Below are 14,797 nucleotides of genomic sequence, written 5' to 3' on the forward strand. Positions count from 1 at the left end.
CGTGCGACGCCGTGTCCTGGTGGTGCTGATGATCTATTCCACCGTCGTCGTGCTCGCGTTGTCGGTGCCCCTGGCACTGCTGGTCGGCCGTGAGCGCGTACAACGATTCGGTGAAAACCGCGCCGCTGCAGTAACTTTCTTCACCGAACTCAGCTCGCGAGAGGATGAATCCGGTGTGCCGCGGCTCCGAGAGTCGGTGCAACGCTACAACAGTCTGTACAACGAGGGCATCGCCGTCGTCGACCGCACCGGAGAGGCTCGCGCACTGTCAGGCCTGGACATCGAGCGCGCAGACGTGCAAGAAGCGATCGCAGGAGCATTGCGGAACCAACGCGGTGATATCCCTTCGAGTTTGACTCCGTGGTCACAGTCTTCGGTGTTGATCGCCGCCCCGGTCGGTGGGGGAACACAAGTCGACGGCGCCGTGGTCATCGCAGCGTCTACCGATACCGCACGCAAGGATGTCGCGCGGACGTGGGTCGTCATTGCCGTCGGCGCCTTGATGATTCTACTCACCGTCGCGGCGCTCGCCGCCGGATTGTCACGCTGGGTGGTTCGCCCACTGACAGCACTGTCGTTGCGGGTCCATTCGTTCGGCGACAAGTTCACCGACCAACTGCCGGCCGGGCAGACGTCAGCCGATACCCGTCGTCGAACCAAGCCTCGTACCTACGTCGGCCCACCGGAGGTTCGAGAACTGTCCGGTGCCTTCGACGCGATGGCCGACGACGTCGAGACGGCCACGGCCGCGCAGCGCAGGCTGGTAGCCGATACGGCCCATGCGCTTCGGAACCCTCTGGCGGCGTTACGCATTCGGCTGGACGTATTGGGGATGAAGGTATCCGATTCAGCGACCGAAGCGCACAGCAAGACCACACTCGAAGTCGATCGGCTCAGTACCGTCGTCGAAGATCTGCTTGTCCTCGCCGCTGCCGAGACACCCGCGAACACGCAGACAGTCGGGTGCGACGTGGACAGCGCGATCACTGATCGAGTCGAATTCTGGTCGAGCACGATGGCGGCGGCAGGGATCGACTTTCGCGTCACACAGCCGGCCCTCGAGGAAAGTGTCCTGGCGGCGATACCGGAAGACGACCTGATCCGAATTCTCGACGCCCTACTCAGCAATGCGACGAAGTACGCAGGTGCTGGTTCAGACGTCGAGATCGGCTATCGGACCAGCAAGAATCTCATCACGGTCTGGGTGTCGGATACCGGCCCCGGCGTGCCCGACGGCGAACTCCCGATGATCGTCGACCGATTCTTCCGATCATCCACCGCGAACGGCGTGGGCACCGGTCTCGGGCTTTCGATAGTGCACGCACTGACCGAGCGGGCAGGTGGAAGTCTTCAGGTCAGTGTGCGTCGACCATCCGGATTGCACATCGAACTGCAGCTAGCGGTGATCAGCGACGACACGGGGATTTCCTAAGGGAGTGTTAGGAAATGCGGAACGGCTTGGTTGCCGGCTGTGCCTGCCGTCACAGTAGTGGAACGCGACGTTGCCGCACAGCATCCGGCAACGTTCCAGCACCCCTGTGGAAGGACTCCCCCTATGGCCAACAAGGCCAGCTCGACCGCCGATCTGCCGGGTTCGCCCCCGGCCGTATCGACTCCAGCGGCTACCCGCCGTGCCGTACTCAACACGCTACGAGGCTCGTCGGGCAACCTCGTCGAGTGGTACGACGTGTACGTCTACACCGTCTTCGCGACGTACTTCGAAAATCAGTTCTTCGATTCGGCGGACAAGAATTCGACCATCTACGTGTACGCGATCTTCGCGGTCACCTTCCTGATGAGGCCGGTCGGATCCTGGTTCTTCGGCCGCTACGCGGACCGGAACGGTCGACGCGCTGCCCTGACGTTCAGTGTTTCGATGATGGCCGCGTGTTCGCTGGTCATCGCGCTCACCCCGGGACGCGAAAGCATCGGCGTGTGGGCGGCGGTCATCCTCATTCTGAGCCGATTGGTCCAGGGCTTCGCGACCGGCGGCGAGTACGGCGCGTCCGCGACCTACATGTCAGAGGCTGCCACTCGTGAGCGTCGTGGTTTCTTCTCGTCGTTCCAGTACGTCACCCTCATCGGCGGGCACGTTCTTGCGCAGGTGACCCTGTTGCTGATGCAGGTGTTCCTCGATCGTGGACAGATCGAGGAATTCGGATGGCGCATCGCCTTCTTCATCGGCGGGGTCGCAGCGGTGGTGGTCTTCTGGCTGCGTCGCAGCATGGACGAGTCGCTGACGAAGGATCAGCTCGAGGCCGTCCGTAGCGGTGCCGACCAGGCTTCAGGGTCTCTGCGGGAACTTGTCGGCAACCACTGGCGTGCCCTTCTGATCTGCTTCCTGGTGACGGCGGGTGGCACCATCGCGTTCTACACCTACAGCGTCAACGCGCCTTCGATGATCAAGACCGTGTACGAGGACCGGGGGATGACCGGAACGTGGATCAACCTCACCGGTCTGATCTTCCTGATGTTGCTGCAGCCCATCGGCGGAATGATCAGTGACAAAGTAGGCCGGAAGCCGCTGCTCGTCTTCTTCGGCGTGGGCGGTGTCATGTACACCTACGTGCTCATCACGTACCTGCCGGAGGCCACCTCGGTGGTGCAGTCCCTCGCCTTGGTGTGCGTTGGCTACGTGATCTTGACGGGCTACACATCGATCAATGCGATCGTCAAGGCCGAGTTGTTCCCTTCGCACGTGCGCGCTCTCGGAGTCGGTCTGGGCTACGCGCTCGCGAACTCCGCGTTCGGTGGCACGGCTCCGTTGATCTATCAGGCGGCGAAGAATGGCGGGCACGTGTCGTGGTTCATCCTCTACGTCACGATCGTGATCACGATATCCCTCCTGGTCTACATCTTCGTTCTGCGCAACAAGTCGGAAACCGTACTCGACCGGGAACAGGGTCGAGCCTTCCAGTGACCCTCCACGCCCTACAGTGACAAAGATGGCCCAGCCCGCAGCGTCGTTCTCCCGCAGAACAGCGCTGCGGGCTGGGCTGCTGGCCGCGAGTGTTGCCGCGGTAGGCACGTCCACGGCGTCCTGCGGGTCCGAACCACCGCCGCAGTTACATCTCGCAGCAGGTGAAGTCGGCGGCTTCTTCTGGGAGTTCGCCGGGTTGCTCGCGTCAGCGGCCGCCGACACTGGTGTGGCGGACATTGTCCCGTCGACGACGGCCGGTTCCATCGACAACCTCGAGGCAGTGGGTTCCGGACGGGCCGAGCTGGCGCTGACCCTCATCGATGCTGCATACGCTCATCCGAATCACGATCTCGCGGCGGTGGGGTGCGTGTACGAGAACTACTTCCAGGTCGCTGTGCGAGCAGACTCGGCTATCGAGACCCTGGGTGATCTTCGGGGGCGAGCGGTAAGTATCGGCGCCCCGGGGGCGGGCGCGACGCTTGTGTCGAAACGGATCCTCGAAGTGGCAGGTTTGTCCGCGCCCGATGCAGTCCGCGAAGTCCAGATGTCGATGAAGTCAGCAGAACAAGCGTTGTCGGCCAACGAGGTCGACGCCGTGATGTGGGCAGGCGGGCTACCCACTCCAGCTTTCGCAGACCCACCGACGGCGATCCGGTTACTCGATCTGGGAGCTGTGGTCGCGGACTTGAGACGCGGATTCGGCACAGCGTACGAGGCCGTGCTGGTGCCTGCGAACGTCTACGGCGAACATCCGGAAGTGACGACGGTGGGAATTCCGAACCTGCTGCTGGTTCGCCCCGACGTGCCGGACCGGGTTGTCGCTGGACTGGTGGGTCTCTTGCTCGACAACTCGTCAGCATTGGTTCCACGCCAGGCGATCGGCAGCCAATTCCTCGACGCGCGCTCGCTCGTCATGACCGGCGCGATTCCTCTCCACCCCGGGGCCGAACAGGAATACCGAAGACGTCACGGGTAATTCGCATTCCAGTCGGGCTTTCGGCCCCGACGAGAGAGGTGAGCCCGAACGTGTTGCGATGGCTCGCTTCGGATCGCACGATCTCAGCTCCCTCACAGCACACGTGAGTCACACTCGAACCCGTGCGCATTCTGGTAGTCGAAGACGAGGAGTTGCTCGCCGCAACCGTCAAACGAGGCCTCGAATCGGACGGACACCTCGTGGTCGTCGCTCGCCGAGGCGCACCCGAGCGGCCCGCGATACTCTCTGTGGGCAGCCTCACCGTCGACCCAGCCTCGAGAAAGGCCGCTCGCAGCGGAGTCGGAATTCGGCTCACAGCAAAGTAATTCGCACTCCTGGAATACTTGGCCCGCAATGCCGGATCCGTTCTGATCCAAGATTGGCCGCTTCACCACCCATCGCGTCGGCCCCAGCGGGATGGGACCCCACCGGACTCGCCAAAGGGTGGGCCGTCGGAACAGCCGCGGACGGCCTGCGAGCGCTCGAGCAGGTGACATTCTCGATCAACGCCGGCGGAGACGTGGTGTGCGGACTCGGCAAGCACTCGGCCGAACTCGCCCGTCCGTGGAACATCGGCATCGAGGACCCCGCGGACCGATCACGTATCACGTAGGTGATCCCCGTGGTCGACGGCGCGCTCGCGACATCGAGCGCAACTGCGCGGGGCGCGGGGCGCGGATATCATCGATCCCCGCACCGGACGAGGAGTCGAGCATCCGGGATCTACCAGTGTCACCGGCCCTGAACTCTTATGGGCCGACGTGTGGGCAACGACGACGTTCATCGACCCGACTGCGCGACGACCGCACAGACTGGGCCGCTTACCGGTTGTACGCGATATGAACACTGCCACTCCCCACGACTTCGATCGGGACGTTGTCAGAAGGGCAATGCGGTGCCGGTCTCGGCGGCCAAGATTCGCAGGTTCTCGATGGTCTGCTCGGCCAGTACGACTCCCCCGTCGGCGAGGTTCCGCGCTGCGGCGTCGTCTTCGACTTCGCCGGGGTAGAAGATACGATCCGTGCCTTCTGCCAGTGGAGTGGAGTGAACTTCGTCGATCAGTCCTTGGACGGCGTCGAGGTAGCGCTCGGTCGCTCCGGCAGTCGCAACGTCGATCGCGATGAACATGTGCCCGGCACCGCTGGGTTGATCGGCGACGTACGGGCCTTTCACCGCTGTGCCCGTGTTGCTTCCGGTCAGAGCGCCGGAGAGGATGTCCATCATGAACGTGATGGCGTAACCCTTGTGGCCGGCCATCGGCAAGATGACGCCGTCGATGGCGTCGGAGGCGTCGGTAGTGACTCGGCCTTCTGCGTCCATTGCCCAAGTGTCGGGGATCGCGTTTCCCCGGTTACGGGCGAGGTAGATCTTGCCGCGGGCTACCGCGGTGTTGGCGATGTCGACGACTACCGCTCCCCCCGGCGTGGGAGCCGGCGCTCCGATCGACCACGGGTTGGTACCGAGCCGCTTCTCGCGTCCGCCCCACGGCGCCATCGCGGGGCTGGCGTTGGTGGTCAGAATCGAGGCGCATCCGTCGAGGGCAGCACGACGGGTGTAATACATCGCGGTACCAAAATGGTTGGAATTGCGGACGCCGACCATGCCGATGCCATAGACACGCGCGCGTTCGATCGCGGTCTTGCGGGCGGTCTCGGTCAGCACCTGTCCGATTCCGTCCCTGCCGTCGAGGATCTGCAATGCACCCGCGTCTGCAACGACTTCAGGGGCGGTGACCGCTGTCATCACTCCGGTGCGAAGTCGGGCGACATACCAAGGCAGGCGCAGCACCCCGTGTGATTGATGCCCCCACAGATCGGACTGGACGAGGCTGTCGGCCACCAGATCAGCGTCCGCCTCGGGCACATCGTAGGAACGCAGAACAGCGGTGGCGAAGTCGATGAGCGCATCGGGCTTGATGCGGGTCGCGTCAGACATGAAGTGAATCCCTCGTTTCATTCGATACGTTTAGGTATACACTACGACATACATACTTTGCGCCTTAATCGAATCGAGGAGTTCGTGCCGTGTTGAACCTGCTGGTATCGGTGAAGGTCCAGGCCGACAAGCGCGAGAAGTTCCTCGCCGCGATCACAGAGAACGCCCAATCCTCGGTTCGCGATGAACCGGGTTGCTGCCAGTTCGATGTCTTCGAGGACGAGAACGAGCCGAACCATTTCTTCTACTACGAGCGCTACACCGACCGAGCCGCGTTCGATGTACACAAGACCTCCGCGCACTTCGCGGTGTGGCGCTCGATCGCCGAGGACGTCCTCGTGCCCAGTTCGCAGCACAACACCTTCGGTACATCGGTCACCACGGTGATCGAGTCCACGTCCGCCTGACCGGCTCCATTCTCGACCACCATTAGGAGAGCACTTCATGTCAGCTTCCATCACGACGATCAATCCGGCGACGGGTCTCGAACTGGCCACGTATCCGACGATGACCGACGCTGCGCTCGACTCGGCGCTCGATACCGCGTCGGACGCTCAGATCTCCTGGGCGCAGACTAGTTTCGATGATCGATCCAAGGTCCTCCAGGCCGGTGCCGCCGAACTGCGCGCCCGCGCGGAGTCGCTGGCGTTGTTGGTGACCCGCGAGATGGGCAAGCCGCTCACCGAGTCTCGCGCCGAGGTCGAAAAGTGCGCGGTCGGCCTCGAGTACTACGCCGACAACGCCGCCGGCTTCCTCGCCGACGAGCCCTACGACACCTCTGCCGACACCTCCTGGGTGTCCTACGAGCCGGTCGGGATCGTGCTGGCGATCATGCCGTGGAATTTCCCATTGTGGCAGGTCTTCCGGTTCGCCGCCCCCGCACTGATGGCCGGTAACGCAGCACTTCTCAAGCATTCCCCCAACACCACCGGCTCCGCTCTCGAAGCCCAGGCCATCCTCGAAGCGGCCGGTCTACCCACCGGCTTGTTCACCACTCTGCTCGTTGCCGAAGCCGACGTGCCCGCCGTCACCGAGCGCCTCATCTCCGACCCCCGTGTCGGCGCTGTCACCATCACAGGCAGCGAACGCGCCGGATCGGCTGTCGGCTCGATCGCCGGACGCGAGATCAAGAAGTCCGTCCTCGAACTCGGCGGATCGGATCCGTTCATCGTCCTCGCCGACGCCGACCTACCCAAGGTCGCGCACTTGGCCGCCAAAGGCCGCTTCCTCAACGCCGGCCAGTCCTGCATCTCACCCAAACGGTTCATCGTCGAAGCCGCTGTCGCCGAACAATTCACCCACCTCGTCGTCGCCGCCGTCCAATCGCTGACCATCGGTGACCCCGAAGCCGACGGCACCGATGTCGGCCCCATGGCGCGGGCCGATCTACGCGACGGTGTCGCCGAACAGGTCCGCACCTCGGTCGAGGCCGGGGCCACCTTGCTCACCGGCGGGAGTGCACTAGATCGGCCGGGTAACTTCTACGCTCCCACTGTGCTCGGCAACGTCAGCACCGGAATGGCCGCCTACCACGAAGAAGCGTTCGGACCTGTTGCCTCCATCATCACCGTCGCCGACGCCGACGAAGCGGTCTACGTCGCCAACGACACTCGCTTCGGACTCGGTGCCAGCATCTGGAGCGCCGACGTCGACAAGGCCATCGAGGTCGGCAAACGCATCACCTCCGGTGCGTGCTTTGTCAACGCTGTCGTCGCCTCCGATGCCCGAATGCCGTTCGGCGGCACCAAGCGATCCGGCTACGGCCGTGAACTCGCCTCCGCGGGCATCCGCGAATTCGTCAACGTTCGCACATGGTGGGCAATGAATACCCCTGCCTCCACCGCACCCGTCTCCGAATGACACCCAAGCCAGCCTTTTTCAACGGACCACCACTCGACACCATTGTCCACCAGTCTTTTTCGTCTCAGGAGGTTGTTCCACTCATGATTGCCAGTACCGAAGGCCGCACTGTCACCGACTCCGCCAGCGACGACGGTCGCCCCGCCGTTGTCCTGCACGCATCCGAGATCACCCCACGCCAACGTGGCGGCGGAGCCCGTACCGTCCCCCTCGTCTCCCCGCAGGTCGGTGCGAAGGACTTCCTCAACGGCATCACCATGTTCGCCCCCGGATCTGCCATCCCCGAGCACATCCACAACTGCGACGAATCAGTGCTGATTCTCGAGGGCTCTGCCGTCGCGCACATCGACGGCAAAGAATACACAGTCAACAAAGGGGACAACTCTTTCATCCCCGCAGGAATCCGGCACTACTTCCACAACGTCTCCGAAACCGATGAGCTGCACATCTTCTGGACCTACGCCTCCATCGACGCCAACCGCACCGTCATCGCCACCGGAGTCACCACCCGCATCGACGAGGAACACGGCACCAACATCGCCTGACGTCACGGTCCATCGCAGGACACGACATCAGCCGCAGAACTACAGTGCCAATGGATTCTGCGGCTGATGGCATCCGGTGGCACCTCGGTGCGACCGTTGCCATTTGCCTTGTTGTTCACGGACGCGGGTGCACAACGGGACTATGCGGTGACGAGGTCGATCTGCGGTCCGCGGCCCGCGCGCGCGGGGTCGAACACCGCATCCAGAATGGTCTGCTCGGTGGCCTCGAGATGCTCGGACGAAGCGGCCCGCGCGGCGACGGAATCACCGGCAATGATCGCCCGGCACATCTGCTGATGCTCGACGAGCGAGGTTTCCAATCGATTCGGTGTCGCATGCGCAATCGACCTCAATCGTGCACTGTGCGGACGCAACTCGGCGATCGAACGCGACAAGTGAGTGTTGCGAGTATGAGCGACCACTGACCGATCGAACTCCTCGGCGAGTTCGTAGAACCGCTGCCAACGCTCCGGTGACGCCTTCACGCCCTTCATGCTCTCGAGCTCGTCGAGGATCTTCTGGAAGGGCTCCGCGGCGGTTGGATCGAGGCGCACGGCTTCGGCCACCATGCCAGTGGCTGTCGACTCGAGCAGAATTCGTAGCTCGAAAAGATCGCGCACACCCGATATCGATATCGGGGCCACACGCGCCCCCTGTCGGTCGACAAGAGTCACCAGACCCTCGGCCTCCAGCCGGACAAATGCCTGGCGCACCGGTGTCCTGGACGCCTGCAGGCGCTCGCCAGTGGTGATTGCACTCAGGGATACGCCAGGTGCGATTTCTCCCGACATGATCTCAGCCTTGAGCTGCGCATACACCCGGTCGCTCTTGCTGTCTCCCGCCATGAGTGCATCTTAGCCAACCAAATGGCACTCGCCAAGGAACGCCATACGGTATACAGTGATGTACACCACTACTCGAAAGGGCGACGATGCTCGTCATACTTGGTTTTTCCATGATCGCGGTCTTCATGTACCTGATCATGAGCAAACGCATCACACCGGTCGCGGCACTGATTCTCGTGCCCACCGTGTTCGGACTGTTTGCAGGCGCAGGTCTCGGCTTGAGCGACATAATCATGGAGGCGCTGCTCAAACTCGCCCCCACCGCCGCACTGCTGTTCTTCGCGATCACCTTCTTCGGCATCATGATCGACGTCGGCTTGTTCGATCCGTTGATCCGGTTGATCCTCAAGTTCGTCAAGAACGACCCGATGCGCCTGGTCGTCGGCACCGCACTGCTGACCTCGATCGTCTCCCTCGACGGTGACGGATCCACCACGTTCATCATCGTGACCTCGGCATTCTTGCCGATCTACCTCAAGCTCCGCATGAGCCCGGTCATTCTGACTGTGGTCGCTGCCACCGCCAACGGTGTCCTCAACACCGTTCCCTGGGGTGGATCGACAGCCCGTGCATCGGCAGCCCTCGGCGTCTCACCTATCGACATCTTCGTCCCGATGATCCCGGCAATAGCAGCAGGCCTTGTTGCCGTACTCGTTCTCGCGTACTTCCTGGGCCGCGCCGAGCGCAAGCGCGTCGGCACCCTCACTCTCGACCATCAGTCACGGATCCTGCAGAGCGAAAGCGTTACTACAACAGCAGGAGCCACCGGCAGCAGATCCTCCACCGGACCTTCCGGGGCCACAGGAACTTCTTCCGGATCCACAGCGTCGACCGACTCCGATCGACCGGCTTCGCCGTTGGTGGGCACCGGTGACGACACATCCTCGCCGTCACCCGATGACACCAGCGACTTCGGTGACCTTCCAGAGGACGCTACGAGCCACCTGCACCGCCCCAAAGCACGCCCGAAGTTGTTGTGGCTCAACCTCGGTCTCACCATCGCAGTGATGACACTGCTCGTGCTCGACATTGTCGAACCACCAGTGACATTCATGATCGCTGTCGGTGTCGCCCTGGTTCTGAACTTCCCGCGCGTCAGCGAGCAGGCCGACCAGATCAAAGCGCACGCATCGAGTGTCGTCTCCGTCGTCGCCCTGGTCTTCGCCGCTTCGGTTCTCACCGGAGTGCTCAACGGCACCGGGATGGTCGAAGAGATGTCCAGGTGGCTGGTCGGGATCATCCCCGATACCTTCGGCCCGCACCTGGCCATCATCGCCGGTGTGCTGAGCATTCCGTTGACATTCTTGATGAGCAACGACGCATTCTTCTTCGGGGTACTTCCGGTGCTCACCGAAACCGCCTCGCACTACGGCATCACCAGCGAAGAAATGGCCCGAGCCGCCATCGTGGGCCAGCCCTTGCACACCTCGAGCCCCCTGGTGGCATCGTTCCTTCTGCTTATCGGACTCGCCAAAGTCGAACTCGGAGCGCACCTTCGACAAGTGATCTGGCGTGCATCTCTAGTTTGTTCGGTCATGCTCGTCGTCGGCGCACTTGTCGCTGCCTACCCAGGATGAGGACACCCATGAACATCGTCACCGCACAGAACGATCGCGCCGAAAGCCGACTCGCCCTCAACTGGATACTCGACAACGGCCCACTACTCGCCGGACGCGTCGGCGAACTGAAAGTGCATGTCGTGCTCGTCGGAGACGCTGATTCTCCAGCCATCCCGAACTACAGTTCCCCCGCCCTCGGCGAAGCTATCGCACGAGAACTCGGCGAACGCAGCATCGCCTACACCGTCTACCCTGCAGGCAACGACGCCCCGTTGCAGGTCATCGAAGTTGCAGAGACAGTTTCGGCAGACCTCGTAGTCGTCGGAATGCGGCGTCGGTCCGCGACGATGAAACTACTGCTCGGCAGCCAGATCCAGCGCGTGATGCTCGACGCACCCTGTCCCGTCCTCACGATCAAGTCCGGACTCGACTGAACCGAGACCCGAACCGGAGGACCGTAGTCAGGCTGCAGGCGACACCGGTGAAGGCATCCAGGGCAGGGTTGACGCCAACGCGGGTGAACTCGATGGCGACAACATCGAGATCGATATCCCAGACGTCTCCACGCCGTGGCGTGGTCCCAGCCGGGCCTGTGGCCCGCGGAAACGGTGCACGCTTCTTGGATGACCGCATCGGATAGAGCGGCATCCTTCGCGACCAGGAACGCCGAGCTGCGGGGTGTAACGCCTCTCACCCATCCTCACCGAACGTGCCGACTTCGACCATAGTTGGGTACCAATCATTTTGGCTGCGTATGGTGTCGCGTGCGTCATCGGTATCACCGTTGCCACTCGACTCTCCGACCATCTTTCGCTGACCGTGGCGAGCGTCGGCGCGGTGGTCGTCGTCCTGGCCGGCCTGCTGTTCATCTTCGGTGACAGCAACTCGGTGGTGGTCCTCCGCGAAAGTCAGATGCGGGCTCGTAGCTGTCAGGTCTGCGAAGCAAGCTGGCCCTTTTCAAAAGATACCCGGAGGGGGTATGGTCCGTACTGATCGTCAGATACCCCGTGGGGGTATCTGAATCCAGCAACGAAGGAGCTTCGCATGATCACCACGAACTACCGAGTCACCGGCATGACCTGCGGCCACTGCGAGGCATCGGTCCGCGACGAAGTCACCGCCGTCGACGGCGTAAAGGCGGTCGAAGCATCGGCGTCGGCAGGGGTGTTGACGGTGACGAGCGCCGTAGAGCTCGACCAGGCCGAGGTCATCGCCGCCGTCCGCGAAGCCGGATACACAGCAGAACCACAACCCGCAGACTCGCGCGCCGAGTAGCCATCGAACTCGGTGGATAGAAGGGACTCGCACGATGAACAACCACACACTTACCGGCGTCGACGCCGGGGTGGCCGAGGCAGCGAACCCGCCTACCGGACACGACATGTCCGAGCACAGCGCAGCCCGCCCCGAACACGGCGGTCACACGGACCACAGTGGTCATGGCGGGGGGCACGGCGGACACGGCGATCACGTCGGCATGTTCCGTCGTCTGTTCTGGGTCATGCTGGTACTCGCGGTCCCGGTGATCCTCGCCTCGGACATGTTCGCGATGCTCGTCGGTTACTCACTGCCCGACGCGTCGTGGATCGCCTGGGTATCCCCGGTGTTGGGCACCGTGATGTTCGCTTGGGGCGGTTCCCCGTTCCTCACCGGGGCAGTGAGCGAGATACGTTCACGTGCGCCGGGAATGATGCTGCTCATCGCCCTGGCGATCACGGTCGCGTTCGTCGCATCGATGGGAGCAAGCCTCGGCGTGCTGGACCATCAGCTCGACTTCTGGTGGGAACTGGCCCTGCTGATCGTGATCATGCTGCTCGGACACTGGATCGAAATGCGATCTCTCGCACAGACCACATCCGCTTTGGATTCGCTGGCAGCCTTGCTGCCCGACACCGCCGAACGCATCGAAGGCGACGATGTAGTGACGGTATCCCCGGACCAGTTGCAGCTCGGCGATACGGTCGTCGTCCGACCCGGCGGCCGAGTACCGGCCGATGGCACCATCGTCTCCGGATCGGCGAGCATGGACGAATCCATGATCACCGGTGAATCACGCACCGTCCGCCGCGGCGACGGCGAGCAGGTCGTCGCAGGGACGGTCGCCACCGACTCCGGTCTCCGGGTCCAGGTCACCGCGGTAGGGGAAGACACCGCCCTCGCCGGGATCGGCCGGTTGGTCGCCGACGCCCAGAACTCGACATCACGAGCTCAACGCATCGCCGACACCGCCGCAGGCTGGTTGTTCTGGTTCGCCCTCGGAGCCGCCATCGTCACCGCCGCAGCGTGGACACTGTTCGGGATGCCCGACGACGCCGTCATCCGCACGATCACCGTGTTGGTCATCGCCTGCCCCCACGCACTCGGCCTGGCGATTCCGCTGGTGGTCTCCATCGCCACCGAACGAGCAGCCCGCGGCGGTGTCCTTGTCAAAGACCGGCTTGCACTCGAGACCATGCGGACAGTGGACACCGTGCTGTTCGACAAGACCGGCACCCTCACCAAAGGTGAACCCACCGTCACCGCGATCGACGTGACCGCCGGGCGCACTGCCGATGAGGTCCTCGCACTTGCCGCTGCCGCCGAAGCTGATTCCGAGCATCCACTTGCGCGCGCCATCGTCGACGCCGCACGTCACAGGGATCTGCCCGTCCCGACTGCCACCGACTTCCGGTCCTCCCCCGCTGTCGGGGTGTCTGCCGACGTCGACCGAACCCGAATCCAGGTCGGCGGGCCAGCTCTGCTCGAGCAGGAACACGCAGCCGAACTCGCTGTCGCCGAGCAGTGGCGCGAAGACGGGGCAATCATCCTGCACGTCCTCTCCGGCGCCATCGTAATCGGTGCGCTCGCACTGGCGGATGAGATCCGGCCCGAATCACCCACTGCGATCGACGCCCTCCACGCCCGGGGAATCGCGGTGGTCATGATCACCGGCGACGCCGATGCCGTGGCGAAGTCCGTCGCCTCCGAGCTCGGCGTGGATCGCTTTTTTGCCGGTGTAAAGCCAGAGGACAAGTCGCACAACGTCGCTGCCCTACAGCAGGAAGGGCGCACCGTTGCGATGGTCGGCGACGGAGTCAACGACGCACCCGCTCTCGCGCAAGCCGATGTCGGCATCGCGATCGGTGCGGGCACCGACGTCGCCATTGCATCGGCCGGAGTCATTCTGGCCAGCGACGACCCACGATCGGTGTTGTCGGTGATCGAACTCTCCCGCGCCTCCTATCGGAAGATGAAGCAAAACCTTTGGTGGGCAGCAGGATACAACTTGATTTCCGTTCCGCTCGCGGCCGGAGTGCTGGCACCTGTCGGGTTCGTGCTCCCCATGTCGATCGGGGCAATCCTGATGTCGCTGTCGACGATCATCGTCGCCGCCAACGCACAACTGCTGCGCCGACTGGACCTCACACCCCGCACCTACGGAGAACCACGACGGTAGCTGCACACCGGCCGAAGGCCGCACCCTCCCGTAGGGGGTGCGGCCTTCGGTCGATTGCGGGTCGAGTCAGCCGAGCAGTCGCTGCATGGTGTCGATCTCCTGCTGCTGAGTGTCGACGATCGTGCGCGCCATCTGCTGGGCATCGGGATTGGAACCGTCGGAAATCTCGGTATTCGCCATCTCGATCGCGCCGCGGTGGTGGGCGATCATCATCGTCAACCACTGGCGGTCGAACTCAGGACCCGAGGCAGCCATCAGACCGCCCATATCCTGCTGCGTCATCATGCCGCTGCCCGGGCTGTGATCCATTCCGCCCATGCCCGCAGTGGGGGCTGGCTGGCCCCACTCGGTGAGCCACGCAGTCAACTGGTCCATCTCGGGCTGCTGCGCGGCTTCGATCGCCGACGCCAACGCCAGGACCTCGGGATTATCGGTGCGGCCGTTCGCCATCGCGGCCATCTCGACTGCTTGTGCGTGGTGCGGGTACATCAGCTGCGCGAACACAACATCGGCGTCGTTGAACACCGCCGACGCACTGGCCCCGTCCGCAGAGGAGGGCGCAGACGAGGACACATCCATCGACCGCCCGTCCATCGAGTGCCCGTCCATCGGAGAATCGGTCGAGTCGTCGCTACAGCCGACGACGAGGAACGCGCTCATAGTGGCAGCAGCGAGCGAAACTACAAATTTGGTACGCATGTCGAACTCCTTGCAAGAGTGA

Annotated in this window: 15 protein-coding genes; 12 read left to right on the forward strand and 3 right to left on the reverse strand. The window is 63.2% G+C overall.

Annotation, left to right across the window (positions count from 1 at the left end; genetic code table 11):
* Position 1: 1 nt before the first annotated feature.
* The 5 genes from ACODSO_RS10600 to ACODSO_RS10620 all read left to right on the forward strand — a co-directional run bounded on the left by ACODSO_RS10600 (position 2) and on the right by ACODSO_RS10620 (position 4,509).
* On the forward strand, positions 2 to 1,432 hold the full coding sequence (locus ACODSO_RS10600) for a sensor histidine kinase (RefSeq protein ID WP_489036953.1): 1,431 nt from the start codon (positions 2 to 4) through the stop codon (positions 1,430 to 1,432).
* A 123-nt stretch (positions 1,433 to 1,555) separates the two neighbouring features.
* On the forward strand, positions 1,556 to 2,920 hold the full coding sequence (locus ACODSO_RS10605; RefSeq protein ID WP_489036954.1) for an MFS transporter: 1,365 nt from the start codon (positions 1,556 to 1,558) through the stop codon (positions 2,918 to 2,920).
* 25 nt (positions 2,921 to 2,945) lie between these two features.
* Positions 2,946 to 3,896 carry a TAXI family TRAP transporter solute-binding subunit gene (locus ACODSO_RS10610; protein WP_489036955.1) on the forward strand — a complete coding sequence of 317 codons (951 nt, stop codon included), beginning with the start codon at positions 2,946 to 2,948 and terminating at the stop codon, positions 3,894 to 3,896.
* Between the two features lie 122 nt (positions 3,897 to 4,018).
* A complete protein-coding gene (locus tag ACODSO_RS10615; protein ID WP_489036956.1) occupies positions 4,019 to 4,222 on the forward strand; it encodes a response regulator in 204 nt (67 codons plus the stop codon).
* A gap of 53 nt (positions 4,223 to 4,275) precedes the next feature.
* Positions 4,276 to 4,509 carry an FAD:protein FMN transferase gene (locus ACODSO_RS10620; protein ID WP_489036957.1) on the forward strand — a complete coding sequence of 78 codons (234 nt, stop codon included), beginning with the start codon at positions 4,276 to 4,278 and terminating at the stop codon, positions 4,507 to 4,509.
* 266 nt (positions 4,510 to 4,775) lie between these two features.
* On the opposite strand, the gene ACODSO_RS10625 is transcribed toward ACODSO_RS10620, so the two are convergent.
* The gene (locus ACODSO_RS10625; RefSeq protein WP_489036958.1) at positions 4,776 to 5,831 is read right to left on the reverse strand and encodes an Ldh family oxidoreductase; all 1,056 of its coding nucleotides are present in this window, start codon (positions 5,829 to 5,831) and stop codon (positions 4,776 to 4,778) included.
* 89 nt (positions 5,832 to 5,920) lie between these two features.
* Here ACODSO_RS10625 and ACODSO_RS10630 point away from each other — a divergent pair, with 89 nt between their 5' ends.
* The 3 genes from ACODSO_RS10630 to ACODSO_RS10640 all read left to right on the forward strand — a co-directional run bounded on the left by ACODSO_RS10630 (position 5,921) and on the right by ACODSO_RS10640 (position 8,236).
* A complete protein-coding gene (locus ACODSO_RS10630) occupies positions 5,921 to 6,238 on the forward strand; it encodes a putative quinol monooxygenase (RefSeq protein ID WP_489036959.1) in 318 nt (105 codons plus the stop codon).
* 37 nt (positions 6,239 to 6,275) lie between these two features.
* Positions 6,276 to 7,691, forward strand: coding sequence for an NAD-dependent succinate-semialdehyde dehydrogenase (locus tag ACODSO_RS10635; RefSeq protein WP_489036961.1), 1,416 nt, complete (start codon positions 6,276 to 6,278; stop codon positions 7,689 to 7,691).
* An 83-nt stretch (positions 7,692 to 7,774) separates the two neighbouring features.
* Entirely contained in the window at positions 7,775 to 8,236 is a 462-nt protein-coding gene (locus tag ACODSO_RS10640; protein ID WP_489036963.1) for a cupin domain-containing protein, read from the forward strand.
* Positions 8,237 to 8,376: 140 nt separating this feature from the next.
* Here ACODSO_RS10640 and ACODSO_RS10645 read toward each other — a convergent pair whose 3' ends face one another.
* Positions 8,377 to 9,081 (reverse strand): GntR family transcriptional regulator, encoded by a 705-nt coding sequence (locus ACODSO_RS10645; protein WP_489036964.1) that lies wholly within the window; start codon positions 9,079 to 9,081, stop codon positions 8,377 to 8,379.
* Positions 9,082 to 9,167: 86 nt separating this feature from the next.
* Between ACODSO_RS10645 and ACODSO_RS10650 the strand changes: the two genes are divergently transcribed.
* The 4 genes from ACODSO_RS10650 to ACODSO_RS10665 all read left to right on the forward strand — a co-directional run bounded on the left by ACODSO_RS10650 (position 9,168) and on the right by ACODSO_RS10665 (position 14,076).
* Complete coding sequence (locus tag ACODSO_RS10650; protein ID WP_489036966.1) at positions 9,168 to 10,658, forward strand: CitMHS family transporter; 1,491 nt, start codon at positions 9,168 to 9,170, stop codon at positions 10,656 to 10,658.
* Positions 10,659 to 10,666: 8 nt separating this feature from the next.
* Positions 10,667 to 11,074 carry a universal stress protein gene (locus ACODSO_RS10655; protein WP_489036967.1) on the forward strand — a complete coding sequence of 136 codons (408 nt, stop codon included), beginning with the start codon at positions 10,667 to 10,669 and terminating at the stop codon, positions 11,072 to 11,074.
* 610 nt (positions 11,075 to 11,684) lie between these two features.
* A complete protein-coding gene (locus tag ACODSO_RS10660; RefSeq protein WP_489036969.1) occupies positions 11,685 to 11,915 on the forward strand; it encodes a heavy-metal-associated domain-containing protein in 231 nt (76 codons plus the stop codon).
* A gap of 106 nt (positions 11,916 to 12,021) precedes the next feature.
* Positions 12,022 to 14,076 (forward strand): heavy metal translocating P-type ATPase, encoded by a 2,055-nt coding sequence (locus tag ACODSO_RS10665; protein ID WP_489037053.1) that lies wholly within the window; start codon positions 12,022 to 12,024, stop codon positions 14,074 to 14,076.
* Positions 14,077 to 14,142: 66 nt separating this feature from the next.
* Here ACODSO_RS10665 and ACODSO_RS10670 read toward each other — a convergent pair whose 3' ends face one another.
* Positions 14,143 to 14,775: a DUF305 domain-containing protein gene (locus tag ACODSO_RS10670; protein WP_489036970.1), complete on the reverse strand. Its 633-nt coding sequence runs from the start codon at positions 14,773 to 14,775 to the stop codon at positions 14,143 to 14,145.
* Positions 14,776 to 14,797 lie beyond the last annotated feature (22 nt).

The organism is Rhodococcus sp. FG69, from assembly GCF_057808915.1.